The organism is Actibacterium naphthalenivorans, from assembly GCF_014196965.1.
Classification (GTDB): domain Bacteria; phylum Pseudomonadota; class Alphaproteobacteria; order Rhodobacterales; family Rhodobacteraceae; genus Actibacterium_A; species Actibacterium_A naphthalenivorans.
Genome location: NZ_JACIEQ010000001.1, coordinates 824,044 through 849,118, shown reverse-complemented (window position 1 = coordinate 849,118; position 25,075 = coordinate 824,044). Strand labels below are relative to the sequence as shown.

29 protein-coding genes are annotated in these 25,075 nt (G+C 65.0%); 11 read left to right on the top strand and 18 right to left on the bottom strand.

Annotated elements, in window-relative coordinates; translation table 11 throughout:
- Positions 1-71 precede the first annotated feature (71 nt).
- Entirely contained in the window at positions 72-941 is an 870-nt protein-coding gene (locus tag GGR17_RS04175) for a TIGR01459 family HAD-type hydrolase (RefSeq protein ID WP_054537968.1), read from the bottom strand.
- Between the two features lie 60 nt (positions 942-1,001).
- Positions 1,002-1,922, bottom strand: a complete 921-nt coding sequence (locus GGR17_RS04170; RefSeq protein WP_054537969.1) for a manganese-dependent inorganic pyrophosphatase — start codon at positions 1,920-1,922, stop codon at positions 1,002-1,004.
- 216 nt (positions 1,923-2,138) lie between these two features.
- On the opposite strand from GGR17_RS04170, the gene GGR17_RS04165 reads away from it, so the two are divergent.
- The 4 genes from GGR17_RS04165 (at position 2,139) to GGR17_RS04150 (ending at position 6,047) form a co-directional block, all read left to right on the top strand.
- Positions 2,139-2,426: a co-chaperone GroES gene (locus tag GGR17_RS04165; RefSeq protein ID WP_037204994.1), complete on the top strand. Its 288-nt coding sequence runs from the start codon at positions 2,139-2,141 to the stop codon at positions 2,424-2,426.
- Between the two features lie 45 nt (positions 2,427-2,471).
- Entirely contained in the window at positions 2,472-4,121 is a 1,650-nt protein-coding gene (gene groL, locus GGR17_RS04160) for a chaperonin GroEL (RefSeq protein ID WP_054537970.1), read from the top strand.
- Positions 4,122-4,336: 215 nt separating this feature from the next.
- Entirely contained in the window at positions 4,337-4,828 is a 492-nt protein-coding gene (locus tag GGR17_RS04155; RefSeq protein WP_157445499.1) for a GNAT family N-acetyltransferase, read from the top strand.
- A gap of 106 nt (positions 4,829-4,934) precedes the next feature.
- The gene (locus tag GGR17_RS04150; protein ID WP_054537972.1) at positions 4,935-6,047 is read left to right on the top strand and encodes a bactofilin family protein; all 1,113 of its coding nucleotides are present in this window, start codon (positions 4,935-4,937) and stop codon (positions 6,045-6,047) included.
- Here the strand turns inward: GGR17_RS04150 and GGR17_RS04145 are convergent.
- A complete protein-coding gene (locus GGR17_RS04145) occupies positions 6,037-6,489 on the bottom strand; it encodes an NUDIX domain-containing protein (RefSeq protein ID WP_054537973.1) in 453 nt (150 codons plus the stop codon). The two genes, GGR17_RS04150 and GGR17_RS04145, sit on opposite strands and share 11 nt — an antisense overlap.
- A gap of 44 nt (positions 6,490-6,533) precedes the next feature.
- On the opposite strand from GGR17_RS04145, the gene GGR17_RS04140 reads away from it, so the two are divergent.
- Positions 6,534-7,403 carry a DMT family transporter gene (locus GGR17_RS04140; RefSeq protein WP_328705642.1) on the top strand — a complete coding sequence of 290 codons (870 nt, stop codon included), beginning with the start codon at positions 6,534-6,536 and terminating at the stop codon, positions 7,401-7,403.
- Here GGR17_RS04140 and GGR17_RS04135 read toward each other — a convergent pair.
- Genes GGR17_RS04135 through GGR17_RS04125 form a run of 3 tightly spaced genes read right to left on the bottom strand, consistent with a single transcriptional unit; the run spans position 7,400 to position 9,224 of the window.
- The gene (locus GGR17_RS04135; RefSeq protein ID WP_054537975.1) at positions 7,400-8,476 is read right to left on the bottom strand and encodes a 5-(carboxyamino)imidazole ribonucleotide synthase; all 1,077 of its coding nucleotides are present in this window, start codon (positions 8,474-8,476) and stop codon (positions 7,400-7,402) included. The two genes, GGR17_RS04140 and GGR17_RS04135, sit on opposite strands and share 4 nt — an antisense overlap.
- Positions 8,469-8,957, bottom strand: coding sequence for a 5-(carboxyamino)imidazole ribonucleotide mutase (gene purE, locus GGR17_RS04130; protein ID WP_037205007.1), 489 nt, complete (start codon positions 8,955-8,957; stop codon positions 8,469-8,471). Before purE ends, GGR17_RS04135 begins: the two co-directional genes overlap by 8 nt.
- A gap of 45 nt (positions 8,958-9,002) precedes the next feature.
- A complete protein-coding gene (locus GGR17_RS04125; RefSeq protein WP_037205010.1) occupies positions 9,003-9,224 on the bottom strand; it encodes a YdcH family protein in 222 nt (73 codons plus the stop codon).
- 174 nt (positions 9,225-9,398) lie between these two features.
- Here GGR17_RS04125 and GGR17_RS04120 point away from each other — a divergent pair, with 174 nt between their 5' ends.
- Genes GGR17_RS04120 through GGR17_RS04110 form a run of 3 tightly spaced genes read left to right on the top strand, consistent with a single transcriptional unit; the run spans position 9,399 to position 10,947 of the window.
- The gene (locus GGR17_RS04120) at positions 9,399-9,812 is read left to right on the top strand and encodes an Hsp20 family protein (RefSeq protein WP_037205013.1); all 414 of its coding nucleotides are present in this window, start codon (positions 9,399-9,401) and stop codon (positions 9,810-9,812) included.
- Between the two features lie 20 nt (positions 9,813-9,832).
- Positions 9,833-10,060 carry a DUF1150 family protein gene (locus GGR17_RS04115; RefSeq protein ID WP_037205017.1) on the top strand — a complete coding sequence of 76 codons (228 nt, stop codon included), beginning with the start codon at positions 9,833-9,835 and terminating at the stop codon, positions 10,058-10,060.
- Positions 10,060-10,947, top strand: a complete 888-nt coding sequence (locus GGR17_RS04110; protein ID WP_054537976.1) for a PhzF family phenazine biosynthesis protein — start codon at positions 10,060-10,062, stop codon at positions 10,945-10,947. The genes GGR17_RS04115 and GGR17_RS04110 overlap by 1 nt, the downstream gene beginning before the upstream one ends.
- A gap of 90 nt (positions 10,948-11,037) precedes the next feature.
- On the opposite strand, the gene GGR17_RS04105 is transcribed toward GGR17_RS04110, so the two are convergent.
- On the bottom strand, positions 11,038-12,744 hold the full coding sequence (locus GGR17_RS04105; RefSeq protein ID WP_054540300.1) for a bifunctional sulfate adenylyltransferase/adenylylsulfate kinase: 1,707 nt from the start codon (positions 12,742-12,744) through the stop codon (positions 11,038-11,040).
- A 155-nt stretch (positions 12,745-12,899) separates the two neighbouring features.
- A complete protein-coding gene (gene trxB, locus GGR17_RS04100; protein WP_054537977.1) occupies positions 12,900-13,847 on the bottom strand; it encodes a thioredoxin-disulfide reductase in 948 nt (315 codons plus the stop codon).
- A 202-nt stretch (positions 13,848-14,049) separates the two neighbouring features.
- Between trxB and GGR17_RS04095 the strand changes: the two genes are divergently transcribed.
- Positions 14,050-14,550 (top strand): Lrp/AsnC family transcriptional regulator, encoded by a 501-nt coding sequence (locus tag GGR17_RS04095; protein WP_037205032.1) that lies wholly within the window; start codon positions 14,050-14,052, stop codon positions 14,548-14,550.
- A gap of 2 nt (positions 14,551-14,552) precedes the next feature.
- On the opposite strand, the gene GGR17_RS04090 is transcribed toward GGR17_RS04095, so the two are convergent.
- From GGR17_RS04090 to lgt, 5 genes are all read right to left on the bottom strand, one after another.
- Positions 14,553-15,344: a Hint domain-containing protein gene (locus GGR17_RS04090; protein WP_054537978.1), complete on the bottom strand. Its 792-nt coding sequence runs from the start codon at positions 15,342-15,344 to the stop codon at positions 14,553-14,555.
- Positions 15,345-15,650: 306 nt separating this feature from the next.
- Positions 15,651-15,809 carry a hypothetical protein gene (locus tag GGR17_RS04085; protein ID WP_157445500.1) on the bottom strand — a complete coding sequence of 53 codons (159 nt, stop codon included), beginning with the start codon at positions 15,807-15,809 and terminating at the stop codon, positions 15,651-15,653.
- Positions 15,810-15,968: 159 nt separating this feature from the next.
- A complete protein-coding gene (gene pgeF / locus GGR17_RS04080) occupies positions 15,969-16,724 on the bottom strand; it encodes a peptidoglycan editing factor PgeF (protein WP_054537979.1) in 756 nt (251 codons plus the stop codon).
- Positions 16,721-17,785, bottom strand: coding sequence for a class I SAM-dependent methyltransferase (locus GGR17_RS04075; protein ID WP_054537980.1), 1,065 nt, complete (start codon positions 17,783-17,785; stop codon positions 16,721-16,723). The genes pgeF and GGR17_RS04075 overlap by 4 nt, the downstream gene beginning before the upstream one ends.
- On the bottom strand, positions 17,782-18,669 hold the full coding sequence (gene lgt, locus GGR17_RS04070; protein ID WP_054540301.1) for a prolipoprotein diacylglyceryl transferase: 888 nt from the start codon (positions 18,667-18,669) through the stop codon (positions 17,782-17,784). Before lgt ends, GGR17_RS04075 begins: the two co-directional genes overlap by 4 nt.
- Positions 18,670-18,766: 97 nt before the next feature.
- On the opposite strand from lgt, the gene GGR17_RS04065 reads away from it, so the two are divergent.
- Positions 18,767-19,015, top strand: coding sequence for an accessory factor UbiK family protein (locus GGR17_RS04065; RefSeq protein ID WP_037205035.1), 249 nt, complete (start codon positions 18,767-18,769; stop codon positions 19,013-19,015).
- Between the two features lie 19 nt (positions 19,016-19,034).
- Here GGR17_RS04065 and GGR17_RS04060 read toward each other — a convergent pair whose 3' ends face one another.
- Positions 19,035-19,262 (bottom strand): hypothetical protein, encoded by a 228-nt coding sequence (locus tag GGR17_RS04060; protein ID WP_054537981.1) that lies wholly within the window; start codon positions 19,260-19,262, stop codon positions 19,035-19,037.
- A 240-nt stretch (positions 19,263-19,502) separates the two neighbouring features.
- Between GGR17_RS04060 and GGR17_RS04055 the strand changes: the two genes are divergently transcribed.
- Entirely contained in the window at positions 19,503-20,192 is a 690-nt protein-coding gene (locus GGR17_RS04055) for a hypothetical protein (protein WP_157445501.1), read from the top strand.
- Positions 20,193-20,232: 40 nt separating this feature from the next.
- Here GGR17_RS04055 and metG read toward each other — a convergent pair whose 3' ends face one another.
- The 4 genes from metG to GGR17_RS04035 all read right to left on the bottom strand — a co-directional run bounded on the left by metG (position 20,233) and on the right by GGR17_RS04035 (position 25,046).
- The gene (gene metG / locus GGR17_RS04050) at positions 20,233-21,951 is read right to left on the bottom strand and encodes a methionine--tRNA ligase (protein ID WP_054537983.1); all 1,719 of its coding nucleotides are present in this window, start codon (positions 21,949-21,951) and stop codon (positions 20,233-20,235) included.
- 93 nt (positions 21,952-22,044) lie between these two features.
- Positions 22,045-22,797 (bottom strand): SDR family oxidoreductase, encoded by a 753-nt coding sequence (locus tag GGR17_RS04045; protein ID WP_054537984.1) that lies wholly within the window; start codon positions 22,795-22,797, stop codon positions 22,045-22,047.
- A gap of 176 nt (positions 22,798-22,973) precedes the next feature.
- Positions 22,974-23,729, bottom strand: a complete 756-nt coding sequence (locus GGR17_RS04040; protein WP_054537985.1) for an SDR family NAD(P)-dependent oxidoreductase — start codon at positions 23,727-23,729, stop codon at positions 22,974-22,976.
- A gap of 87 nt (positions 23,730-23,816) precedes the next feature.
- Positions 23,817-25,046 (bottom strand): MFS transporter, encoded by a 1,230-nt coding sequence (locus GGR17_RS04035; RefSeq protein ID WP_054537986.1) that lies wholly within the window; start codon positions 25,044-25,046, stop codon positions 23,817-23,819.
- Between the last annotated feature and the right edge of the window lie 29 nt (positions 25,047-25,075).

Sequence of the window (25,075 nt, the reverse complement as noted above, 5' to 3'; positions counted from 1 at the left end):
CCGAAAGGTAATTTTCGGCCGCTCGTGGCTAATTTGACGCAATTTTATTGCTTCGCCAATTCCGGGTGCAGCTATCTGAGGAAGCCGATGGCAAAGGGCGGCGCAATTTTCACCTTGTCCAACAGGGTGTTAAGGGCATCCGGGTCGGGCTGGCGTTTGGTTCGGGTTTCCTGCGCGGCCAGGCCGCCGGTGATGAACAGGCTGTCGAGGTTTTCGCCCATCGCGCCGCGAATGTCGGTTTCCATGCCGTCACCGATGCACAGGATGCGCTCGTCGGCGATCTCGGCGATCTGTGCCAGCCGCCGCCGGGCAAGATCGTAGATCGGCGGATGCGGCTTGCCGAAATACAGGCTCTCTCCGCCCATTTCGGTATAGAGCGCGGCAACGGCGCCGGCGCACCATTCGCGCACTTCGCCCCGGTCGACCACGATGTCGGGATTGGCGCAGAGCAGTTTCAGCCCCTTCTGCTTGGCATAGAGCAATTGCGGCCGCAGGTCGGACGGGTCGGCATGCGGATCGAACGGGCCGGTGCAGACGATGCCCTCGGCCGCGTCCAGCGGCACTTTTTCGATCTCGACCGGGTTTTCGATGATGTGCAGCGGGTCGAAGAAGCTCTGATCATGGGCTTCGCCGATATAGAACACCCTGGAGCCGACGGTGCCGCGATACATCGCTGCCCGCGCGCTGTCGCCCGAGGTGGCGATCGTATCCCAGCAGTCGTCGGGCACGCCGATCTTGGTCAGCTGCGCGGCCACGCTTTTGCGGTGGCGCGGCGCGTTGGTGACAAGCACGACGATGCCGCCGGACTCGCGATAGTGGCGCAGGGCGGCGACCGCCTCGAGAAACGGTTCGCGGCCGTTGTGCACACAGCCCCAGAGATCAACGAACATGGCGTCGTATCCGCTGGAGATTTCGCTGAGGCTTTCGATGATCCGGGTCATGATCGGGCTTTCAAAAGGAAAAGGGGCGCTGGCCGCGCCCCTTTGCAAGATGAGTTGAGTTCAGACCTTCAGGCTCGGGATGATCTGCTTTTTCCGGCTGACAACGCCGGGCAGGATCACGGTGTCACCGGACACCGACACGCCGAAGCTTTTCTCGGCCACGTTCTTCACGAGTTCGTTGGGGACGAGCAGGGTGGATTGTTCGTTCAGGATGTCGACGACGAACAGCAGAACCTGATCGACGCCATCCTCGGCGGCGACGGTGGCCATGCTTTCGATCAGGCTGGCCTTGCGGTCGAGCACCGTGGCGGGGGAGGTGGTTTCCAGAACGCTGACGCGGAACTTGGTGCCGTCGACCTCATATTCCTTGCTGTCCATCCGCAGCAGTTCCGCATCGGAAAAGGCGGAGACGTCGGATTTCGCGGCGAAGAGTTCAGCGGCGTAATCGGGGATGGAGATGCCCAGCTCATCGGCCAGCTTTTCGGCCACGGCCTTGTCATGCGGGGTCGTTGTGGGCGAGCGGAATTCCAGCGTATCGCTGAGGATGCAGCTCAGCATGGCACATTTGATGTTCTCGGGCATCTGCGCGGCGTCTGCGCCCATCAGGTCATGCATGATGGTGGCGGTGCAGGCGAGCGGGCGGATGGTGATGTCGATCGGGGCCTTGGTCTTCAGGCCGCCCTGCAGCATGTGATGGTCGATCACCTGGATCACGTTGGCCTCGTTGATCGAGGCCGGAAGCTCGGCGATATTGTTGGTGTCCACGATGACGACATCATCATCGGCGCTGACGTCGGCGATGATTTCCGGCTTTTCGAAGCCCCAGCGCTCGAGCATGAAGGCGGCCTCGGTGTTGGGCTCTCCCAGCAGCTTGGCTTCGGCGGGGGTGCCTTGGACTTCGGTCAGATACCACGCCCAGATCAGCGGGGAGCCGGTGGAATCCGTGTCGGGAGCCTTGTGGCCGAGAACTTTGATGGTCATGTGAGCAATCCGGTTGGTCCTGTGTCAATCGGCGCCGTTATAGGCGCGGGCGGGGGCCTTGTCACGGGGGCGAAATGAAACGGTTTTATGGCCCCCGGGATTTCGCGGTGATGGCTGTTGACTCGTGTCGGCGGGTTCCTTAAATCCAAGGCGTTAGCACTCGAAGGAGGTGAGTGCTAACATCCAGGAAACACTTGAACCAAGGAGCGTTCAGAGATGGCATTCACTCCGTTGCATGACCGTGTGCTCGTCCGCCGTGTAGAAGGCGACGAAAAGACCAAGGGCGGTCTGATCATCCCCGACAGCGCGAAAGAGAAACCTGCGGAAGGCGAAGTTGTCGCCGTGGGCGCAGGCGTCAAGGACGAGGATGGCGACCGCATCGCCATGGACGTCAAGGCTGGCGACAAGATCCTGTTCGGCAAATGGTCCGGCACTGAAATCACGCTCGACGGCGAAGAGCTGTTGATCATGAAGGAAAGCGACATCCTCGGCATTATCGCCTGAGCCGTCGTTTTAAACTGAAATTCAGACAACCAGGAGCAAGCAAAAATGGCTGCTAAGGACGTCAAATTCGATACCGATGCCCGCAATCGCATGCTGAAGGGTGTTAACATCCTCGCCGATGCGGTCAAAGTCACCCTGGGCCCCAAGGGCCGCAACGTGGTGATCGACAAATCCTTCGGCGCACCGCGCATCACCAAAGACGGTGTGACGGTCGCCAAGGAAATCGAACTGGAAGACAAGTTCGAGAACATGGGCGCCCAGATGGTGAAAGAGGTTGCCTCTCGCACCAATGACGAGGCGGGCGACGGCACCACCACCGCCACCGTTCTGGCCCAGGCCATCGTCAAGGAAGGCATGAAATCGGTTGCCGCCGGCATGAACCCGATGGATCTGAAGCGCGGCATCGATCTGGCCACGGCCAAGGTTGTGGAAGCGATCAAGGCCGCTGCCCGCCCGGTGAACGATTCCGCCGAGGTTGCGCAGGTTGGTACGATCTCTGCCAACGGCGAAGCTGAAATCGGTCGGCAGATCGCCGACGCGATGCAGAAGGTCGGCAACGAGGGTGTGATCACAGTCGAGGAAAACAAGGGTCTGGAAACCGAGACGACTGTTGTCGAAGGCATGCAGTTCGACCGCGGTTACCTGTCGCCCTATTTCGTGACCAACCCGGACAAGATGATTGCGGATCTCGAAGACTGCATGATCCTGCTGCACGAAAAGAAACTTTCGTCGCTGCAGCCGATGGTTCCGCTGCTGGAATCGGTGATCCAGTCGCAAAAGCCGCTGCTGATCATTGCCGAAGACGTGGAAGGCGAAGCGCTGGCCACCCTCGTGGTCAACAAGCTGCGTGGCGGTCTGAAGATTGCTGCCGTCAAGGCGCCGGGCTTCGGCGATCGCCGCAAGGCCATGCTGCAGGACATCGCGATCCTGACCGGCGGTCAGGTGATCAGCGAAGATCTGGGCATGAAGCTTGAGTCCGTGACCATGGACATGCTGGGTTCGGCCAAGAAGATCACCATCACCAAGGACGAAACCACCATCGTGGACGGCCATGGCGAGAAGGCGGAGATCGAGGCGCGCGTTGCCCAGATCCGCACCCAGATCGAGGAAACCACCAGCGACTACGACCGCGAAAAGCTGCAGGAACGCGTGGCCAAGCTGGCCGGCGGTGTTGCCGTGATCCGCGTCGGTGGCATGACCGAAGTGGAAGTGAAAGAGCGCAAGGACCGTGTCGATGACGCGCTGAACGCAACCCGCGCCGCGGTGCAGGAAGGCGTGATCGTGGGCGGCGGTGTTGCTCTGGTTCAGGCTGGCAAGTCGCTCGACGGCCTGACCGGCGAGAACTCCGATCAGAACGCCGGTATCGCCATCGTGCGCAAGGCGCTCGAAGCGCCGCTGCGCCAGATCGCTGAAAACGCCGGTGTTGACGGTGCGGTCGTGGCCGGCAAGGTCCGCGAAAGCGCCGATCTGACCTTCGGCTTCAACGCGCAGACCGAAGAATATGGCGACATGTTCAAGTTCGGCGTGATCGACCCGGCCAAGGTGACCCGGACCGCGCTGGAAGATGCGGCTTCGATCGCCGGTCTGCTGATCACCACCGAAGCGATGGTTGCCGACAAGCCCGAGAAAGCCGGCGCAGCCGGTGGCGGCATGCCCGACATGGGCGGCATGGGCGGCATGGGCGGCATGATGTAATCCTGCCCGCCAGCAGTTCGGGAAAGGGGGCCTTTGCGGGCCCCCTTTTCATTTTGGCGCCATTTCGCCTAAAGTTTCGGCAACCGCTCGTTCCCCGTGCGTTTTGTGTTTGTTTCCGCGGCGGCACGGCGCCTTGCGCACAAGATTCTCTGTTCCGCGAAGGAATGTTGGGCGTAGGGGTGGAGCATTGAGTTGCAGATATAGACGGTGGGAAATTGACGGATTTCAAGGTTCGGCCAGCCGAGGAGAAGGACAGGCTTGGCGTGTCCATCCTGCTGGATACCGCCTTTGGCGGGCCGTCGGAGGCGCGGCTGGTGGCCGATCTGCGCGCTTCCGGCGCGATGGCGCTGGAGCTGATCGCCGAGCATGATGGCAGTTGCTTTGGCTATGTTGCCTTCTCTCATATGCGCTCGCCCGAAGGGCTTTGGGCACTGTCGCCCGTCGCGGTTCAGCAGGCGCGGCAGGGGCAGGGCATTGGCGGCGAGTTGATCCGGCAGGGGCTCGATCTGGCGCGCCGGGCCGGGGCGACGGCGGTGATCGTCGTGGGGGATTCCCAATATTACCGGCGTTTCGGGTTTTCGCTGAAAGCGGCGGAAAACCTTTCGACACCCTTCGCACGGGAAGCAACGATGCTTTATCCGATCGTGCCCGGCTCTGGCGGAATGCGCGGAGCGCTGAAATACCCCGAGGCGTTCTTTCCCGAGTAGCCGGCCTCTGGCCATGGCTTTGATCCGGCGCGCATTGATCTTTCGCAAGGCGGGTGGCCGGGCAATCGCTACCATCCAGGGCGAATCGTAGCGAGAGGATCACGCGATGCGGCAATTCCTGATGGCCTTTGGCCTTGTTGTGCTGGGCACATCGGCGCTGGCCGAAGAGGCGGCCCTGGTGAATGTGAGCGGGGATGTCTTCATGGCGGGTTCTTCCGTGCAGAGCGAAAGCGGCGCGGATGATCTGTTTCTCGTGGGACAAACGGTGCGCGCGGCCGGGGAGGCCACGGGATCGGCGCATCTGGCGGGCCGGCGGGTGGATCTGAGCGGCGCGGTGGGTGGCGATCTGTACGCGCTGGGGATGGATGTAACGGTGACCGGCGACGTGGCGGGCGATGCCACCCTGTCGGGCTACGACATTTCCGTCGGCCGTGTCGGTGGCGATCTGCGCGCCACGGGGTCGCAGGTGACGGTTGGCGGGCCAGTGGGCGGATACGCGTTTCTGGCCGCAGAGGAGCTTCGGGTCGACGGGGTGATCGAAGGCGACGTGCATCTTTCGGCGCGGCAGCTGGAATTCGGCCCCGACGCAAGGATCGGTGGGCAGCTGGTGCTGTATGAAGAGACGCCGGGCAAGCTCGAGGTGCCGGCATCCGTCATCGCCGGGGAGCGGATCGAACGGCGGGATATCGAAAGCCGCGATCGCCACATGCGCCCGTTCGGCTGGGCCGGATATATCGGCAGCTTCCTGTCGGCGGTGATCGTGATCGCGGCGCTCGCGGCGCTGATCGCCGCGCTGGTGCCCCAGCAACTGGCCGCGATGCGCCGGCGCATTCTGGATGCCCCGTTCCGCACGCTGTGGCTGGGCTTTCTGACGCAATCGGCGGTCATCGGCTCTGCGGTGCTGTTCGCCATGACGCTGGTCGGTGTTTTCCTGAGCCCGGCCGCGCTGTTGGTGGCGGCGATCGGCGGGTTCGCGGGCTATGTTGTCGGGATCTATGCGTTCGGCGTGGGGCTGCTTCTTGCCTGGGGCAGGGACGAGCCCGCGTCGATCGGCCAGCGGGCGCTGGCAGCCGGCTTCGGCGCGCTGGTGGCGGGGGTGATCGGGCTGATCCCGGTGCTGGGCTGGATTTTCCTTCTGGCCGTTTCCCTGGCGGGCGTGGGCGCCATCACGACATGGATCTTCCGGCCGCAGTTCTTCGGCGCGCTGCCTAGCGAATGATCGGCTCCAGCGGGTCATAGGACACGGCGCCGGGGGCCTGAAAGGCGATCTCGGGCAGGGTGTCGGGTTTGAGCCGGATGGCCGACAGTTCGGCGCGGGTGAAAAAGCGCCGCCGGGTCACGATGCCCTCGGGATCCTGCCACGCGTCGGTCAGGGCGCCGGCGGTGATCGTGCAGCGGAAATAGACATCGACCTGATGGAATGTGCTTGCGGGATCGTGGAATTCGTTGACCAGACAGGGCGCGCCCACGGCGATGCGCAGCCCGGTTTCCTCATATACCTCGCGCATCAGGTTGTCGGGCAGGGACTGGCCGCGCTCGGCTCCGCCACCGGGGGCGCACCACAGATCGCTCTGCCCCTCTGGCCAGGCGTTGACCAGAAGCAGACGGTTTTCATGAAGGATAACGGCGCGAACCGCGAGCCGGGGAGAGGTGTGGGCCATGGCGGCAGCCTGCACAATGACGTCATCCGGGGCAAGCCGGGCTTTTGGCCGGTCGGCGATCTCTCTATCCTGCGGCGATGCGCCTGTTCCTGCTTTGCACCCTGACGATGATCGCCTTTGCCGCCAATTCGGTTCTGAACCGGCTGGCGCTGGCCGACGGCGCGATGGGGCCGTCCGGCTTTGCCGCGATCCGGCTGGTCTCGGGGGCGGCGGTACTGGTCGGGCTGAGCGCGCTGACACGGGGCGGGGTCGGGTGGCGCGGGCGGGGCCGCCTGGCCGGAACGCTGTCTCTGGCGCTGTATGTGATCGGGTTTTCCTTTGCCTATGTCAGCCTGCCGTCGGGAGTGGGGGCGCTGGTGCTGTTCGGCGGGGTGCAGGTGACGATGTTCGCGGGCGCGCTGATGATGGGCGAGGCGGTGCCGGCCCGCCGCTGGCTGGGCGCGGCCATGGGGTTTGCCGGGCTTTTGTATTTGCTGTGGCCGGGGGGTGGCACCGCCCCGGCGCTGGCCGGGTGTGTGCTGATGGGGGCGGCGGCGCTGGGGTGGGGCACCTATTCGCTGCTGGGCCGGGCGGCGGGGGATCCGCTGCAATCGACGGCGGCCAATTTCGCGCTGGCCGCGCCGCTGGGGCTGGTCGCATTCGCGGTTCTGCCCGATGGCGTGACCACGCGTGGGGTGGCGCTTGCGGCGGTTTCCGGCGGGCTGACATCGGGGTTGGGCTATGCGCTTTGGTACACCATCCTGCCCCGGCTTGGCGCCGCGCGGGCGGCGGTGGCGCAGTTGACCGTGCCGGTGATCGCGCTGGCCGGGGGCATGGCGTTTCTGGACGAGGCGCTGACCCCGCGCTTCGTGATCGCCGCCCTGCTGGTGCTGGGCGGCGTCGCGATATCGCTGACGGGCGGGCGGCAGGCCTAGGTTGCGGGGCCGAGGCGGCGATTGACATGACCCATCTTGCGGCCCGGCTTTGCCTCGGCCTTGCCGTAGAGGTGGATCGCCACATCGCTGTCCTTGGCCAGCGCGGGCACCTGCGCCACGTCATCGCCGATCAGGTTGAGCATTTCGATATCCGAATGGCGGCGCCCGTCGCCAAGGGGCCAGCCGGCGACGGCGCGGATATGCTGTTCGAACTGGTCGATCAGGCAGCCATCCTGGGTCCAGTGGCCCGAGTTGTGCACGCGCGGAGCGATCTCGTTCACGATCAGCCCGCCGGGGGTCACGAACAGCTCCACCCCCATCACCCCGACATAGTTCAGCGTGTTCAGCACCTTGGCGGCCAGCAGCACGGCATCGGTGCGCTGGGAGGCCGAAAGCTGCGCCGGAATCGTGGTGGTGTGCAGGATGCCGTCTCGGTGGACGTTCTGGCCGGGATCGAAACAGGCGGTTTCGCCATCCAGCCCGCGCGCGGCGATGACAGACACCTCGTGCGAGAACTCGACGAAGCCTTCCAGAACGGCGGGCGCACCGGCCAGCGCGGCAAGCGCGGCTTCGGCATCGGCGGGCGCCATGATGCGGGCCTGGCCCTTGCCGTCATAGCCGAAGCGCCGGGTTTTCAGGATGGCGGGGGTGCCGATCTCGTCAATCGCCTCGGCCAGGTCGATCTCGTCATCGACCGCCGCGAAGGCGGCGGTTTGCAGCCCGATGCCGCGCAGAAAGGCCTTTTCCGCCAGCCTGTCCTGCGACACGCGCAGCGCCTTGCGGCCGGGGCGGATGGGTTTCAGCGTTTCGAGGAAATCCAGAGCCGAGGCCGGAATGTTCTCGAACTCGTAGGTGATGACGTCGACGCTACCGGCGAAAGCGCGCAGCGCGGCCTCATCCTCATAGCTGGCGGTGGTCAACCGGTGCGCTACATGGCCCGCCGGCGGCTCTGCGCCCGGTTCGTAGATGTGGCAGGTGAACCCGAGGCGCGAGGCCGCGACAGAGAGCATCCGGCCGAGCTGTCCGCCGCCCAGAATGCCGATCACCGCGCCGGGAAGAAGCATCTCAGTCATCCGAAGGCTCATCCGGGATCGAGGCCGACAGCGCGGCGCGCCAGTCATCCAGCCGCTTGGCCAGCGCGGGGTCGGTCAGCGCCATGATGCCGGCCGCCAGCAGCCCGGCATTGGCGGCGCCGGCCGAACCGATGGCCATGGTCGCCACCGGAAAACCCTTGGGCATCTGCACGATCGAATAGAGGCTGTCGACCCCGGAGAGCGCCTTTGTCTGCACCGGCACGCCGATCACCGGCACGCGGGTCTTGCTGGCCATCATGCCCGGCAGATGCGCCGCCCCGCCGGCGCCGGCGATGATCACCTGCAGGCCGCGTTCCACCGCCGTGCGGCCGTATTCCCACAGCCGGTCGGGCGTGCGATGCGCCGACACGATCCGGGCCTCGTAAGCCACGCCAAGTTCATCCAGAATTTCCGTGGCAAGCTTCATGGTCGGCCAGTCGGACTGGCTGCCCATGATGATGCCCACTTTCACGTTGCTCATTGTGCCCTCTTATTTCGGAAGCGGCACTATAGCGGGATCAAAGGGTTACGCAATAATGTCGGGGGTCAGCTGATCCTCGAGCGCGGCGATCCGGTCTTTCAGGGTGAGTTTCTGCTTTTTCAGCCGCCGGATGGTGAACTGGTCGGCCACGCCGCCCTTGTCCTCCAGCGCGCGGATGGCATCGTCCAGGTCGCGATGTTCGCGCCGAAGCACCTCCAGCTTCACGCGCAGCACCTCTTCGCTTTTCATTTCGCTGGCAATATTCATGCTTTTCCACTGTTCGTGAGTCGGCGCTTTCCCGGTTCGGGGAACATAGCGTTTTTCGCCTCTTGCGGGAAGGGTGCCCTTGCATGGCGGCCCCGGCCCGCCCATATCTTGTGCAGGTCGCCGAGAACGGGGCCGCACGGATCATCAGGTCGCTTCATCAAGGACTTGCACAAAATGACAAAACTTACCTTGGGATCGCACCCCTACCTTCTGGGCTTCGAACAGCTCGAGCGCTTGCTGGAGCGGAACGCGAAATCCGGAAACGAAGGCTACCCGCCCTTCAATATCGAGCAGACCAGCGATCACAGTTACCGCATCACCCTTGCCGTGGCCGGGTTCGGCGACGAAGAGCTTTCGATCACCGTGGAGGATCGGCAGCTTCTGATCCGCGGCCGCCAACGGGACGAGGACGAGGGCCGGGTGTTTCTGCACCGTGGCATCGCCGCGCGTCAGTTTCAGCGGTCCTTCGTGCTGGCCGACGGGGTCGAGGTGGCGGGCGCGGCCCTGGAAAACGGGTTGCTGCATGTCGATCTGGAACGGGCCGAGCCCGAGAAGATGGTGCAGACCATCCGGATCAACCGAACTTAACGCTCAGGAAGGGGAACCCAATGGATACCAAATACGATTTTCTGCCGAAAGACGCGAACAACATCGTCTATGTGCGCCCCGTTGCCGTGGCCGACCTGCCCGAGGAGGTGCGCGACCAGATGGTCGGGGTTGAACGGCTCTATGCTGTGCATGACACCAAGGGCGAACGTCTGGCGCTGGTGAAAGACCGCAAGCTGGCCTTTGCGCTGGCGCGCCAGCACGATCTTGCGCCGGTCAACGCGCACTGATGCCGGCCGCCGTTGCCTTCGACTGGGTTGACGCCTTTACCGATCAGCCTTTCGGTGGCAACGGCTGTGCCGTGTTTCACGACGCGGCCGCGCTTGACCCCGAGACCTGCGCCGCCATCGTGCGTGAAACCAGCCTGACGGAATGCACCTTTCTGGGGCGCTCCGACGCGGCCGATGTGCGGGTGCGCTATTTTCTGGCCAGCCGCGAAATCCCGTTTGCCGGGCATCCCACCATTGCCACCGTCGCCTCGCTGATCGAGCGGGGCATGGTGACGGGGGAGCGCCTGACGCTGGAGACGCTGGCCGGCGTCATTCCCATCGAGATCGAGTACGGACGCGGCGCGCCGCGCATCGCGATGATGCAGAACGCGCCGGAGTTCGGCGCGCCTGTCCGGGCCGCGCTGGTGGCCGATGCGGTGGGTCTGAAGCCGGCGGATATCATCTTTCCGCCGCAGGTCGTATCGACCGGCCTGCCGTTTTGCGTCACCGTCGTCAGCGGCCATGAGGCGCTGCGCCGCGCCACGCTGAACCCGCGCGGGCTGAAGCATTTTCAGGATATCGTCGGCGGCGCGGATGCGGATGTGATGGAACCGTTCCTTGTGACGCTGGAAGGCGCGACGCCCGCGGGGCAGACGTTTTCACGCCTGCTGCTGGCGCCGCCCGCCCCGGTCGAAGACCCGTTTACCGGATCGGCCACGGGCTGCATGGCGGCCTATCTGTGGCATAACGATCTGATCGACACACCGCGCTTCACGGCCGAGCAGGGCCACTGGATGAACCGCCCCGGCCAGGCCGAGGTTTCGGTTCTGGGCCCGCGCGAGGCGATCACCGGCGTGCGCGTCGGCGGGCAGGGCCGGGTGCTGATGCGTGGGGAAATCCTGCTGTGACAGGCGGCGCCCCTGCCGGGCGCCCATCGGCCGAAACGCAAACGGCCCCGGAGATTTCCGGGGCCGTAAACGTTTTGGAAGATAGCGGGATCAGCCGGCGACGAGGCCCATCTGTTCCAGCTTCAGCAGAACCTGATGGGCGCAATTGTCCACGTCCACACCTTCGGTATCCAGCACCAGCTCGGGGGTTTCCGGCACTTCATAGGGATCGGAGATGCCGGTGAATTCCTTGATCTTGCCTTCGCGCGCCAGCTTGTACAGGCCCTTGCGATCACGCTTTTCGCATTCTTCAAGCGAGGTCGCCACATGCACTTCGCAGAAGGCGCCATAGGCTTCGATCATCTCGCGCACCGCGCGGCGCGTGGCCGTGTAGGGCGCGATCGGGGCGCAGATGGCAATGCCGCCGTTCTTGGTGATCTCGGAGGCGACATAGCCGATGCGGCGGATGTTGATGTCGCGATGCTCTTTCGAGAAGCCAAGTTCGGACGACAGGTGTTTGCGCACCACGTCGCCGTCGAGCAGCGTTACCGGGCGGCCGCCCATTTCCATCAGCTTGACCATCAGCGCGTTGGCGATGGTCGATTTGCCCGAACCCGAAAGGCCGGTCAGGAACACGGTAAAGCCCTGCTGCGCGCGCGGCGGGCGGGTCTTGCGCAGCTCCGCCACCACCTCGGGGAAGGAGAACCACTCGGGGATCTCCAGCCCTTCGGCCAGACGGCGGCGCAGTTCGGTGCCCGAGATGTTGAGCACGGTCACGCCCTCTTCGATCTCATCCGCCGGTTCGTACTGGGCGCGCTCCTGCACATAGACCATGTGCTTGAACGGCACCATCTCGACGCCGATCTCGGCCTCATGCGCCTTGTAAAGCTCCTGCGCATCGTAGGGGCCATAGAAGTCTTCGCCGGCGCTGTTCTTGCCGGGGCCGGCATGGTCGCGGCCGACGATGAAATGGGTCACGCCGTGGTTGCCACGGATCAGCCCGTGCCAGACCGCCTCGCGCGGGCCGGCCATGCGCATGGCCAGGCTCAGCAGGCTCATGGATGTGGTGGCGGCCGGGTATTTGTCCAGCACCGCCTCGTAGCAGCGCACGCGGGTGAAGTGATCGACATCGCCCGGCTTGGTCATGCCGACGATCGGATGGATCAGCAGGTTGGCCTGTGCCTCTTTCGCGGCGCGGAAGGTCAGTTCCTGATGCGCGCGATGCAGCGGGTTGCGGGTTTGAAACGCAACGACGCGGCGCCAGCCCAGCTTGCGGAAATGGGCGCGCAATTCGTTGGGCGTATCGCGGCGGCCGCGGAAATCGTAATGCATCGGCGGCTGGATGCCGGTCACGGGGCCACCCAGATAGACCGGGCCGGCCTCGTGGTGCAGATAGTTGACGGCGGGGTGGGCCAGATCATCCGCACCGAAGACCTTTTCGGCTTCTCGTGCCTTGTTCGGTGTCCAGCTGTCGGTCACCGACATGATCGCCAGGATCACGCCTTCCTGATCGCGCAGGGCGATGTCCTGCCCCGGCTCCAGGCTGTCGGCGAAGGCCTGGCTGACGTCGAGGGTGATCGGCATCGGCCAGAGCGAGCCGTCGGCGAGCCGCATATTCTCGACAACGCCGTTATAGTCCTCTTCGTTCAGGAACCCCTTGAGCGGATTGAAGCCGCCGTTCATCAGAAGCTCGAGGTCGCAGATCTGACGCGGTGTCAGATCCCAGCTGGGCAGATCGCCGGCTTCGACCTTCAGTTTCTGGGCGCTTTCGTAAGAAACATAAAGCTCCGGGACGGGAGCGAGGTTGGGCATGGACATGTTTTTCAACTCGGCTTCTTGTCATTCACAAAAGACCGGTTCCCCCGCCCGGTCGTTTGGGGCGTAGCCCTTTAATGTGACAGAATTCAAGCTTTGGCAGCGTTCTTTTTGCAATTGCGGCGAAAAGGTCGCGTAATGGGCATCCGCGCGGGAAATTATCCCTGTTCCTGCTCCGCCAGCCACCGTTCCGCCTCCAGCGCGGCCATGCAGCCCATTCCGGCCGATGTGACCGCCTGGCGGTATTTGTGGTCGGTCAGGTCGCCCGCGGCGAAAACGCCGGGGATGGAGGTTTCGGTGCTGTCGGGTTTCGTCACCACGTAGCCGCCCATATGGGTTTCCAGCACGTCCTTGACCAGTTCGGAGGCCGGCGCATGGCCGATGGCGACGAAGAAGCCCTTGCACGGCACTTCGGTGATCTGCCCCGTCTCCACATGCCGGGCGCGCACGCCTTCGACGCCCCGCGGGTTGTCGCCGCCCACGACCTCTTCGATCGCGTGGTTCCACAGGATTTCCACCTTGGGATTCTTGAACAACCGGTCCTGCAGGATCTTTTCCGAGCGCAGGCTGTCGCGGCGGTGGATCAGCGTGACCTTGCTGGCGAAATTGGTCAGGAACAGCGCCTCTTCCACGGCGGTGTTGCCGCCGCCGACCACGACCACCTCCTGCCCGCGATAGAAGAAGCCATCGCAGGTGGCGCAGGCCGAGACGCCGAAGCCCTTGAATTTCTCTTCCGAGGGCAGGCCCAGCCATCTGGCCTGGGCGCCGGTCGCGAGAATCAGCGCGTCGCAGGTGTAGGTGGTGCCGCTGTCGGCACTGGCGGTAAAGGGGCGTTTGGACAGGTCCAGCGCATTGATGTGATCGGCGATGATTTCGGTGCCGACGGCGCGGGCGTGGGCCTCCATCTTGATCATCAGGTCGGGGCCCTGGATTTCCACCTCGCCGGGCCAGTTCTCCACCTCGGTGGTGATGGTCAGCTGGCCGCCCGGCTGGATGCCCTGAATGAGCAGCGGCTCCAGCATCGCGCGCGATCCGTAGACGGCGGCGGTATAGCCCGCCGGGCCGGAGCCGATGATCAGAAGTTTGGTGTGACGTGTGTCGGTCATGGCGAAGCCCTCTTGCGCAGCACTGCTTACTTAGACATCCGCCAAAACCTGCGCAACCGCCGTCGGGGCGCGGAGTGTCGCGGGGTGGCGGCGGGAGGAAAAGCTGCTTCTGTCATGTATTATAATAATTGCGCAAGCGTGAAATATAATTGCGCTTCCGGTGCCCGCTGCGTATCATCTGCCAAATTTCAGGAGAACGCACATGTCTGGGGCCAAGCTTGATCCCATAGATCGAAAGATCCTGGCCGAGTTGCAGGCCGATGGCCGGATGACCAATGTCGAACTTGCCCGGCGCGTCGGCATTTCGGCACCGCCCTGTCTGCGCCGTGTCCGGACGCTGGAAGAGGCGGGGTATATTCGCGGATATCACGCCGATGTCGATGCGCGCAAGCTGGGCTTCGAGGTGCAGGTCTTTGCCATGGTGGGGCTGCAGAGCCAGGCGGAGGTCGATCTTTCGGCCTTCGAGGCACGCTGTCGCGGCTGGCCGCTGGTGCGTGAATGCCACATGCTGAACGGCGAGGTCGATTTCATCCTGAAATGCGCCGCGCCGGATCTTTCGACCTTTCAGACCTTCCTGACCGAAGAACTGACTGCGGCCGAGAATGTGGCCAGCGTGAAAACCTCGCTGGTGATCCGCTGCGCCAAGGATCAGCCCGGTGTGTCGTTCGATGTTCTGGAGGCGCGGCTGGGAAGCGACGGCTGAGATCAGGCCGCGCGCATCCCTTCGAACTCATGCTCCGTCAGGCGCGGGATGTGCATCGGGCCGAAGTCGGTCAGGTTGCGGACATGGGGAAACAGCCCCAGGAACAGCTCGCGCATCTCCAGATCGACCATCACATCGGCGGGGGTGCCGGGGTGATAGCTTTCAACCTCGATGCCGTTGGCAAGCAGGATCTGCTGGCCATCGAGCACCAGATGGTAGACGCGCACCGGCGCGGCGGGGCGGACGGACACCATGTTGACCCCGTCGGTATAGCTGCGTGCCGGGGCGAAGGCCGAGCGGGTTCCGAACATCTGCTTGCAGCCGGTGTGGCGGAACAGAACCCGTGCGCGGGGGCCAAGCACCAGGTCATGCGCGGGCCGGGCCAGGCCGAAACTGTCGGCCGTCACCCGGATCAGGCGCACCGCGTCTTCGGCGACGTCGGGCAGGCTGGGGAAGATCATCATCGAGCCGACCCAGAGCAGCGGCATCGGCCCGTTGTCGGCGGTTTCGATCATCGTGCCGGGTATCAGATCCTCTACCGCGACGGGACCGTCGGCGGTGGCGATCAGCGTGCCGCGGGCGAAGGCGGCGAATGCCTCTTCGAAGGCTGGGGTCGCGGGGGCGACGCTGGTGAAATCGATCAGGGCGCCGGAGCGCGTCAGACCGGCAACCTCATATCGGCGCGTAAGAGGCGTTGCGCGCGGAGGCCGCCGGTCGGAACGAGCTGGCGAAAGAGAGCCTTTCATGGCCCGGGATGCCGCAATACCCGCGGCGGTCTGGTGGGGATAACCCATGCGATCAGTCCTTCAGGTCTGGTCACATCTGCTTCGGCCCCCACCGAAGTACTTGCAGAGGACATTCGTTACCGTTACGTCACCATTTGCACCAATCGTTAACGGACTGTCAAAAACTTCCTGTGATTTCAGCGCGCTTTGGCGCCAATGCAGGGTTCAGTGGCGGGATTGTTTCCGATGCTTCGCAAGAACTGCCACATTTCGGCGAGATTGGAAACGGAGATCGCCCGAATCAAAAAACCCCGCGCGTGATGCACGGGGGCAGGTCGATGTTTCGCGGGGCGCTCTGGCCCTGCCTGCGCGGCTTCAGGCGCGCGCGGCTTTGCGGGGTGCGATGGCGCGGGCGCGCGCCGGCCGGGTTGCCCGGGCCCAGGGCAGCTGCGTCTCGGCCTTGGCGCTGTCTTCGAGGATCCATTTCATCCAACGGCGTTTGGCTTTCATCTTGCGCACTCCTTGGTCTGTCATCGCTGCCCCTTTGCGGGGCTTGAGCGGTATGTCTGTGTCCCCCGGCCGTGACTGACCGAATGAGATGAACCTGACAGGGGAATCTGGCAGACATGTGGCTTTGGTTGTGTCCTTTCGTGGTCATGACAGGATGGAATTGTGGCGGCCATCGCGCGCCCGCTACAGCCGGATCGCGGAAATCAGCCGGCCATAATCCACTTCGCCCGCATGAGTGGCCCGCCGGTAAGAGAAGAACCGGCCGGGGTCTGAGTAAGTGCAATGGCGTGTCCATTGCGCCTGCCCGACGCCGGCTTCGCGCAGGCGGTGCAGGCCGAAGCCCGGCAGATCAAACTGCACCCGGTCGCCGTTGCCGCCCGAGAAGAAGCGGCCATAGGCCGGGTCTTCGTCCAGGAACGCCTCGAGGAATTCGGGGCCGACCTCATAGGCGCGCTGGCTGATGGTCGGGCCGATGACGGCGGCGGTATCGGCGCGGCGGGCGCCCAGCCTCTCCATCGCGTCGAGCGTGGCTTCCAGAATGCCGCCAAGCGCGCCGCGCCACCCGGCATGGGCTGCCCCGATCACCCCGGCGCGCGCGTCGGCGAACAGAACGGGCTGGCAATCGGCCGTCAGGATCGCCAGCGCGAGGCCGGGCGTGGCGGTCACCAGCGCGTCGGCGCGGGGCTTTTCGTCCGGCGGCCCCTCGATCACGGCGACATCCGCCGAATGCACCTGATGGATCGAGATCAGCGCCTCGGGCGCCACGCCCATGGCGCTGGCCACGCGGGTCCGGTTGATCTGCACCACCTCGGCCTGATCGGACGAGCCCTGACCGCAGTTCAGCCCCTGAAACACGCCCGAAGAGGCCCCGCCGCGCCGGGTGAAGAAGCCGTGCCGCAGCGGGGATAGCGCGTCTGAGGTGAGGATTTCCAAAGTCATGGCGTGAATCCGGGTGGGGGGGCAGAGCCCTTTGGTGTCAGGGCGATTGTTTTGAAGAGCGTTCCCATTTCCTGTGGGTGGGTCAAGCGGCGATGTGCGGCGACGTGGTTTTCCAGTGCAGTTCCGCTCAGCGCCCCTGCCAGCGCCTGCGCGCGGGCGGTAATCCCCAGCCGCTCCAGAAACACACCCTGAGGTGTCAGGTTTGTATGCGCAACGCCGGTGGCGGCCCGTGCAAGAGCTTCGAAATCGACATGGGCGGTGAGGTCGGCCTCACCGGAATGTGATAGCGGATCGACCGGCTGATGCGCTTTCAGCGCCTGCAGCGTGTCACCCAGAGAGCGCCAGCCGCCATAATCGATGATCAGCGCGGTGCCGCCATGCCTGGCGATGCGGCGGGCCAATTCGCCGATCATCGGCGCGGCGGCGGGGCAAAGCTCGACCACGTCGCCCGGCCGGGTGTCGGCCAGCCGATGGTCCAGCGCGGCGAGCGGTGCGGGCGCGCCAAGGGCGAAGGTCAGCCGCTGGCCGTCTTGCGCCACCTGCACCTCGCGCCAGCCGGCGCTGTCGCGCTGAAACTGGCGGATCGGCAGCGCGTCGAAAAACTCGTTGGCCACGAGGAAAAGCGGGGCCTCGGGCAGGGCGGCGATACTGTCGGCCCATGTCACGGCGTGCGTGGCCAGCCTGTCGCGCTGGGCCTCGCGCAGGGTGGCGGAGGCCTCGATCAGGTGCACCCGGGCGGCATCATGAAAGCCCGGCACCTTTGCCGTGGCGCGCAGGATGTCGGCCATCAGCGTGCCGCGCCCCGGCCCCGGCTCGGCCAGGGTGAAAGGGGCCGGGCGGCCCTGATCCATCCAGACCTGGGCCAGAAACAGGCCCAGCATTTCGCCGAACATCTGGCTGATCTCGGGCGCGGTGGTGAAATCGCCGCCGGCGCCGAACGGATCGCGTGTGGCATAATAGCCATGGGCGGGGTGCAGCAGGCATTCGGCCATGTAATCGGCAAGCGTGATCGGCCCGGTCGCCGCGAGGCGCCGCATCAGCAGATCGGTGAGCGGGGTCACGCCCGGCGCCGCGCGATCATGATCAGCGCGATCCCCAGCGCCACCATCGGCAGCGACAAGAGCTGGCCCATCGTCACGCCGATCCCGTGCCAGTGCAGGGCGAAGCCGATCGGATTGTCCGGGGTGATGAACTGATAATCCGCCTGCCGGAAATACTCGACGAAGAACCGCGCGATGCCGTAGCCGATAAAGAACATGCCCGTGATCTGCCCCGGCACCTTCAGCCAGCCGCTGCGATAGACCAGAACCAGCAGCACCGCGCCCAGCACCAGCCCTTCCAGCCCCGCCTCGTAAAGCTGCGAGGGGTGGCGGGCGCAGGGGCCTTCCCAGCCCGGCGGGCATTGCGCGGCAAGATCACCGGGAAAGACCATGGCCCAGGGTACGGTGCTGGGCCGGCCCCAGAGTTCGGCATTTATGAAATTGGCCAGCCGCCCGAAGAACAGACCCGGCGGCGTGGCCAGCGCCAGCGCATCGGCGGCCGAGAGCAGCATGATGCCGTGTTTGCGGCAAAACAGGATCAGCGCCACCATCACCCCCAGCAGCCCGCCGTGAAACGCCATGCCGCCATGCCACAGCATCGGGATTTCGGCCGGGTTCTGCAGGTAATAGCCGGGTTTGTAGAACAGCACGAAGCCCAGCCGCCCACCGAGGATCACCCCCAGAATGACCCATGTCAGCAATTCCTCGACCTGCTCGGGGCCCATCGGGGCGCGGCCGCCGGGCCAGAGCCTGTCGGTCTTGACCAGCCGCACCACGAGCCGCCAGCCCAGCAAAAGCCCCGCGATATAGGCCAGCGCGTACCAGCGCAGGGCAAGTTCGATGCCGAAAACGGAGATCGAAAAGATCTCGGGGCTGATGTTCGGGAAATTCAGGACTGCCTGCATGATGGCCTTTCTTGTGCTTTGCGCCACGGCGAAGTCAAGCTTGAGCTTCGCGCCTGCGCGGCCCATATAAGGGGAGAATGTAACGCCGGAGGCGCAGATGCAGACCCGCAACAAGTTTTTCGACGATATGTCCCAGTTGATGACCAACGCCATGGGTGTGGCGCAGGGCGCAAAGGACGAGGCCGAGACCGCGTTCAAGGGGATGATCGACCGCTGGCTGGCCGAGCGTGATTTCGTGACCCGTGAAGAATTCGACGCCACCCGCGCGATGGCGCAGAAAGCCCGTGAAGAGAACGAGGCGCTGAAAGCCCGGCTGGACGCGCTGGAGGCTGCGGCGAAGGCGTGAGCGTGGCGCGGATTTTCCGCTAGCCCCTGTCATTGCGGGTTTCCAGCAACGCCTCCAGTGTGGCCAGCGCGCCGGTCTGGCGCATAAGCCTGAGTTCATCGAAGATATCCTCCAGCGCGCGGGAATAGGCCGCGATCGCGATGTCGCGCGATCTGCCGTCGGTGCTGTTGTGCATGCGCTGGTAATGGTTCTCGGCCGCGGCCACCATCGCGATCAGCCTGCGGAAGCGTGTGGCGGTGTTAGGCATCGGGCTTGCCCTTGCGGGGAGGGCGAGGGCGGGCCCGCTGCGGCTCGACTAAAACATTCATCATAAATAAACGGCTTGTTTGTTGCATGGGTTGGTGCCGCGTCGACAGCCAGAGCGGGATTCGGTAACGGGTCTGTTTCCGCTTAAGATGAATAAATCTCGATAAGTCAAGATAAATTTGCCTTACCGTCGCATTCAGATTTAAACGTCCTGAAACGCGTGCCATTCTTCGGCGAAATGATGCTGAACTCCGCAAAATCTGCTGCGCTGGGCGCAAGGATACGCGACCTCGTCGAAGACGGGTTGCAGCGTCAGGGCGTGTCTGCCCGGCGGGCGTCGATGGATGTTGTGGGGCATGACGGGCTGATCCGGGATATCCGCGCCGGGCGCATCCCGAGCTTTGACCGTCTGGTCTGCCTGTTCGAATATCTGGCGATTCCCGTGGAATTCGGGGGGCCGGCCGCGCCCACACCCGGTGTGGCCGAGGATGACGGCTCCGGCGCGCCGGGGTTCGCCGGGCCCGAGGCGTTGCGCGCCGGGTTTCTGCCCTTTCCCTGGCACCGGATGGCGGGCCGGCGGGGCATGGGGCCGGTGGCATTTTCGGGTGACTGGCTGACGGAACGCCAGCTCGCGCCCGATACCCTGAGCTTTGTCGCGCCCGATCTTCTGATCGCCGATCCGACGGGCGGGCACAGGCCGCTTGCGCTGGTCGATCAGGCGGCGCGGCGCACGGGCGGGCCGGCGCTGTGGTGTTATGTCGAGAATGGCAAAACCGCGCTGGCACGGGCGCATTGGCAGAACCGGAGCATTCTGGTTCTGTCAGGTGACGGGCCGCAGGCCATCGCGCGGGTTCTGATCGGCGCAGAGCACGAGAGGGTGCAGTTTCTGGGCCGTGTCGTCTGGCTGGGAAGCTTCGTTCAGGGGGCGTGAGGGGCGCGCGGTTCGGACAGGTGATTCAGGTGGGGCGCTTTCAAACGCGCGCCCCAGCGAATTTTTCCTGCCAGCCTTCACGCTCTTCATCGGTGATCTTGCGGAACAGGACATCGGGCACGGTGAACGCATGGCCCGAGGGCAGGGCCGCCAGCGCGGCCGGCACATCATCGGGCCAGCTGTCATCTCGCGTCTGCATCGCGGCCAGCATCGACGCGGCGGCATCGGGAATGAACGGGCGCGACAGCACCGCGTAAAGCCGGATCAGGTTCAGCGCCAGGCGGATCTGCGCGGCGGCGGTCTCGGGATCTGTCTTGAAGGCCGACCAGGGCGCCGCCGACTGCAGGTATTCGTTGCCCGCGACCCAGATCGCGCGCAGCTCGCCCGCGGCCTTGCGGATTTCCATCGCCTCCATATGCGCCTCATAGGCGCGGATGCGGGGGGTCAGATCAGCGATCAGCGCTTCTTCGGCCGGGCCGAAGGTGCCGCCCGCGGGCACCGCCTCGCCGAATTTGGAGCGGCAGAACTTGGTGACGCGCGACACGAAATTGCCCAGCACGTCGGCCAGATCCTTGTTCACGCTGGCCTGGAAGTTTTCCCAGGTGAATTCACTGTCGGAGTTTTCCGGCGCATGGCTGAGCAGCCACCAGCGCCAGTAATCGGCCGGCAGGATCTCCAGCGCCTGATCCATGAACACACCGCGCCCCTGGCTGGTCGAGAACTGGCCGCCGTCATAGTTCAGGTAGTTGAACGACTTGATGTAATCGACCAGCTTCCACGGCTCGCGCGAGCCCATGATCGTGGCCGGGAAAGACAGCGTGTGGAAGGGCACGTTATCCTTGCCCATGAACTGCACATAGCGCACGTCGTTCCCGCCCTTGTCGGTGCGCCACCAACGTTCCCAATCGGCATCGGATTTGCCGTTCGCATCCGCCCATTCGGCGGTGGCGGCGATATATTCGATCGGCGCGTCGAACCAGACGTAGAAGACCTTGCCCTCCATGCCGGGCCAGTCCGCATCGCCCTTTTTCACCGGTACGCCCCATTTCAGATCGCGGGTGATGCCGCGATCCTGAAGCCCGTCACCGTCATGCAGCCATTTCCGGGCGATGGATGTGGTCAGGATCGGCCAGTCGGTCTGGCTGTCGATCCACCGGTCGATTTCGTCCTTCAGAAGCGACTGACGCAGGTAGAGGTGCTTGGTCTCGCGCACCTCCAGATCGGTCGAGCCGGAAATGGCGCTGCGCGGGTTGATCAGGTCGGTCGGGTCGAGCTGTTTGGTGCAATTCTCGCACTGATCGCCGCGCGCCTTGTCATAGCCGCAGTTGGGGCAAGTGCCCTCGATATAGCGGTCGGGCAGAAAGCGGCCGTCGGCGTGGGAATAGACCTGCTTTTCGCTCACCTCCTCGATCAATCCGTTTTCGGCCAGCTTGCCGGCGAAATGCTGGGTCAGCGCGTGGTTGCGCGCCGATGACGAGCGCCCGTAGTGATCGAACGACAGGCGGAAGCCCTCGGCCAGTTCGGCCTGCACGTCATGCATCCGGGCACAATACTCGGCCACATCCTCGCCCGTCTTGGCGGCGGCCAGTTCGGCGGGGGTGCCGTGTTCGTCGGTGGCGCAGATGAACATCACCTCATGGCCGCGCTGCCGCATGTAGCGGGCATAGAGATCGGCCGGAAGCTGCGAGCCGACCAGATTGCCCAGATGCTTGATGCCATTGATATAGGGCAGGGCCGAGGTGATGAGGATGCGTGCCATGTGGGGTATGCCTTTGTCCCGGTTTGCCGTCCCGTTTAACGCCGCGATGCAAAAAGGGCCAGAGGGCGTGTACCGGGCGCCGCGCGGTGCCGCTCAGAATTTGCTGATGGAGTTGCCTCCGTCGGCGATCAGCGCGGTGCCGGTTACGAAAGACGACGCGTCGGAGACCAGAAACAGCGCCGCTTGCGCGATTTCCTTCGGGCTCGCCATGCGTTTGAGGGCATGCAGGCCGCGCACGATGTCATGATAGGACGGGTCATCGCCCGCCATCGGCGTGAGTGTGCCTCCGGGCAGCAATGTATTCGCGCGCAGCCCCTGTGGCCCGTGCTCTGCCGCCAGCACCTGAGCCAGGCCTATGAGGCCCGCCTTTGCCGCCGCATAGGCGCCCATGCCCGGCAGCCCGACCGTGTGGCCGACGAAGGAGGAGGTGAACACGATCGAGCCCCCGCCCGCGTCAAGCAGCGCGGGAACCTGATATTTCGCGGCATAGAAGGCGGCGGTCAGGTTGGTTCCGATCACGCGGTCCCAGGTTTCGGTTGCCATCGCGGGGATGGGGCTCATCTCTCCGGTGATCCCGGCATTGTTGAAGGCGGCGTCCAGCCGGCCGAACCGGCGCCGGGCCAGCGCGACAAGCGCTTCCGCGTAGCCTTCATCCTCGACATCGCCGGCAAGAACGGCGGCATTTCCGCCCGCGCGGATGATTTCGGAGGCATGTGTCTCGAGCAATTGACCGCGCCGCGCCCCCAGCACGACATTGGCGCCCTCGGCGGCGAAGAGTTTCGCGGCGGCTTCGCCGATACCGCTGCTTGCGCCCGTGACGATGATGGTTTTTCCTGCCAACTGCATTGGTGCCTCCATGCTCCACAGATCGGGATGGCCTACACCTAAAGCGGGCGATTATGCCGCTCGACCCGGATCTTGCGGCTTCGGCGGGATGGGCCGCCGGGGGGGTGCGAAATCACAAGTTCCGGGGCGCAAAGGGCCAGAGGCGGTGTGCCCCCGGCCCCCTCACGCGCGCAGGCTTACTGCGCGGTATAGCCGCCATCGACCAGGTGATAGCTGCCGGTGACGAAGCTGGCCCTGTCCGACAGCAGGAAGGCGACAAGCCCGGCCACCTCTTCGGGGGTGCCCAGCCGCCCGGCCGGGTGCATCCCCGCCAGCGCGGTCAGCTGTTCGGGGGACATGGTGTCATCGACCATCGGGGTGTGGATGAAGGCCGGGCCGACCGCGTTGACGCGGATGCCCTTGGGCGCATATTCGATGGCCGCGTTTTTCGTCAGACCGACGACACCGTGCTTGGCGGCGACATAGGCGCCGGCGGTGGCAAAGCCCACGCTGCCCAGGATCGAGGCGATATTGACCACCGCGCCGCCACCGGCCGCCTCGATCGCGGGAAGACCGAAGCGCAGCCCGTAGAAAACCCCGCTCAGGTTTATGTCTATCACCTTGTGCCAGCCGTCGAGCGGATAGTCCGCCACCAGATCCGCCGGCCCGGCGATCCCGGCGTTGTTCACCAGATAGTGCAGCGCGCCGGTCTGCTCCACGGCGAAGGCGATCATCGCCTCGACGGTCTCGGGGCGGGCCGCGTCCACCGCAACGGGCAGCGCCGCCCCGCCCGAGGCCTTGATTTCATCGGCGATTTCCTGGGCGTGGGCCTCATTCAGGTCGGCGACGATCACTGTCGCGCCCGAGGCGGCAAGCTCCCGCGCGATCGCCGCGCCGATACCAGAGCCGCCGCCGGTGACGATGCCGGTTTTGCCGTCAAAACGGATGTCCATGTCACATCTCCAAATTGCACCGCGTTCCCATAGTGCAGATGGGGAATGCGCCGGGCCGGAGCAAGGGCAGGCGGGGGCCGGTTTGCCCTACGGCTCGTGCCGGTCACGGCTGCCTTTCATCAGGCGGCCGACGGTGAAAGAAGTGCGCGGCGACCAGACATAGGGCGTGCGCGTCTCGACCGTGGGGCGCACGCGCATCCGGGCCAGGCCGAAGACGACCAGAACGATATGCCCCACCGCGATCAGCAGGAACAGCGCGGAAGGGCCGAACCGGGTGATCAGCGCCGATGCCGCAAGCGGCGACGCGATGGCGCCCACCGCATAGAAGAACATCAGCGCGGCCGAAAGCTCTACCCGTTCGTGGCTTTCGGCGAAGTCATGGGCATGGGCGGCGGCGACCGAATAGATCGGGAAGGTGCTCATCCCGAACAGGCCCGCCGTCAGCAACACGCCAACCGTGCCCACGCCGCCCGCGGCGGTGCTGACGGCACAGGATACCGTGGCCGCGACCGACAGCCAGATCAGCACCCAGCGGCGATCGTATTTATCCGCCAGCCAGCCGATCGGATATTGCGCCAGCGCGCCGCCCAGCACGTAAACGGCCAGAAACAGGCCGATCTGATTGGCGGCCAGGCCCACCTCCTGGCCATAGACAGGCCCGACCATGCGGAACGCGGCGCTGGACAGGCCAGAGACAACCACCCCCGCCGCGGCCAGTGGCGAGCGTTCGACCGCCAGCCACGGGCGCAGCCGCGGCGTGTCGGGTGTTTCGGGCTGGCGCACGGTGGTCAGGGCCAGCGGCAGCAGGGCCGCGCAGCAGACGATCGTCAGCAGGTTGTATGACACATAGGCGGCCGGTTCGAGAATGCCGATCATGAGCTGCGCGCAAAGCGCCGCACCCATATCGACCAGCCGGTAGATGCCCATGGCCCGGCCCCGCGTCTCGTTCGTCACCTTGGCCTGCAGCCAGGCCTCGATCACCGTGTAGCAGCCGGCGATGCACAGGCCCGTCGCCACCCGCATCAGCGCCCAGGCCAGCGGATCCACCAGCATCATATGCGCCAGCAGGCCGATCGCCCCCGCAGCGGTGAAGGCGGCAAAGGCGCGCGAATGGCCGACCGACCCCATCAGGCGCGGCGCCCACCAGCAGCCGATGAAGAACCCGAAGAAATGCGCCGAGCCGAGCAGCCCGACCTGGGCGGTGGTAAAGCCGAGCGACAGGCCCGAAAGCGCGTCGAGCGGCCCGACGGCGCCTGACGAGAGCTGAAGCAGGGCCGCGGACAGCAGCAGGGCGGCGAAGGAGATGATCAGGCGCATGCGGGGGTGCTAGCCCGGCGGTTTGCGCC

Excerpts from the sequence above, each read along its gene's own strand:
- GGR17_RS04125 (WP_037205010.1), bottom strand. The coding sequence starts at position 9,224 with ATGAATATTGCCAGCGAAATGAAAAGCGAAGAGGTGCTGCGCGTGAAG.
- GGR17_RS04135 (WP_054537975.1), bottom strand. The coding sequence starts at position 8,476 with ATGACTGAGATGCTTCTTCCCGGCGCGGTGATCGGCATTCTGGGCGGC.
- lgt (WP_054540301.1), bottom strand. The coding sequence starts at position 18,669 with ATGCAGGCAGTCCTGAATTTCCCGAACATCAGCCCCGAGATCTTTTCG.
- GGR17_RS04065 (WP_037205035.1), top strand. The coding sequence starts at position 18,767 with ATGCAGACCCGCAACAAGTTTTTCGACGATATGTCCCAGTTGATGACC.
- metG (WP_054537983.1), bottom strand. The coding sequence starts at position 21,951 with ATGGCACGCATCCTCATCACCTCGGCCCTGCCCTATATCAATGGCATC.
- GGR17_RS04055 (WP_157445501.1), top strand. The coding sequence starts at position 19,503 with ATGCTGAACTCCGCAAAATCTGCTGCGCTGGGCGCAAGGATACGCGAC.
- GGR17_RS04150 (WP_054537972.1), top strand. The coding sequence starts at position 4,935 with ATGCGGCAATTCCTGATGGCCTTTGGCCTTGTTGTGCTGGGCACATCG.
- GGR17_RS04085 (WP_157445500.1), bottom strand. The coding sequence starts at position 15,809 with ATGACAGACCAAGGAGTGCGCAAGATGAAAGCCAAACGCCGTTGGATG.
- GGR17_RS04145 (WP_054537973.1), bottom strand. The coding sequence starts at position 6,489 with ATGGCCCACACCTCTCCCCGGCTCGCGGTTCGCGCCGTTATCCTTCAT.
- GGR17_RS04035 (WP_054537986.1), bottom strand. The coding sequence starts at position 25,046 with ATGCGCCTGATCATCTCCTTCGCCGCCCTGCTGCTGTCCGCGGCCCTG.
- GGR17_RS04170 (WP_054537969.1), bottom strand. The coding sequence starts at position 1,922 with ATGACCATCAAAGTTCTCGGCCACAAGGCTCCCGACACGGATTCCACC.
- purE (WP_037205007.1), bottom strand. The coding sequence starts at position 8,957 with ATGAGCAACGTGAAAGTGGGCATCATCATGGGCAGCCAGTCCGACTGG.
- groL (WP_054537970.1), top strand. The coding sequence starts at position 2,472 with ATGGCTGCTAAGGACGTCAAATTCGATACCGATGCCCGCAATCGCATG.
- GGR17_RS04060 (WP_054537981.1), bottom strand. The coding sequence starts at position 19,262 with ATGCCTAACACCGCCACACGCTTCCGCAGGCTGATCGCGATGGTGGCC.
- GGR17_RS04045 (WP_054537984.1), bottom strand. The coding sequence starts at position 22,797 with ATGCAGTTGGCAGGAAAAACCATCATCGTCACGGGCGCAAGCAGCGGT.
- GGR17_RS04110 (WP_054537976.1), top strand. The coding sequence starts at position 10,060 with ATGCCGGCCGCCGTTGCCTTCGACTGGGTTGACGCCTTTACCGATCAG.
- GGR17_RS04040 (WP_054537985.1), bottom strand. The coding sequence starts at position 23,729 with ATGGACATCCGTTTTGACGGCAAAACCGGCATCGTCACCGGCGGCGGC.
- GGR17_RS04120 (WP_037205013.1), top strand. The coding sequence starts at position 9,399 with ATGACAAAACTTACCTTGGGATCGCACCCCTACCTTCTGGGCTTCGAA.
- GGR17_RS04115 (WP_037205017.1), top strand. The coding sequence starts at position 9,833 with ATGGATACCAAATACGATTTTCTGCCGAAAGACGCGAACAACATCGTC.
- GGR17_RS04175 (WP_054537968.1), bottom strand. The coding sequence starts at position 941 with ATGACCCGGATCATCGAAAGCCTCAGCGAAATCTCCAGCGGATACGAC.
- GGR17_RS04095 (WP_037205032.1), top strand. The coding sequence starts at position 14,050 with ATGTCTGGGGCCAAGCTTGATCCCATAGATCGAAAGATCCTGGCCGAG.
- pgeF (WP_054537979.1), bottom strand. The coding sequence starts at position 16,724 with ATGACTTTGGAAATCCTCACCTCAGACGCGCTATCCCCGCTGCGGCAC.
- GGR17_RS04090 (WP_054537978.1), bottom strand. The coding sequence starts at position 15,344 with ATGGGTTATCCCCACCAGACCGCCGCGGGTATTGCGGCATCCCGGGCC.
- trxB (WP_054537977.1), bottom strand. The coding sequence starts at position 13,847 with ATGACCGACACACGTCACACCAAACTTCTGATCATCGGCTCCGGCCCG.
- GGR17_RS04105 (WP_054540300.1), bottom strand. The coding sequence starts at position 12,744 with ATGTCCATGCCCAACCTCGCTCCCGTCCCGGAGCTTTATGTTTCTTAC.
- GGR17_RS04165 (WP_037204994.1), top strand. The coding sequence starts at position 2,139 with ATGGCATTCACTCCGTTGCATGACCGTGTGCTCGTCCGCCGTGTAGAA.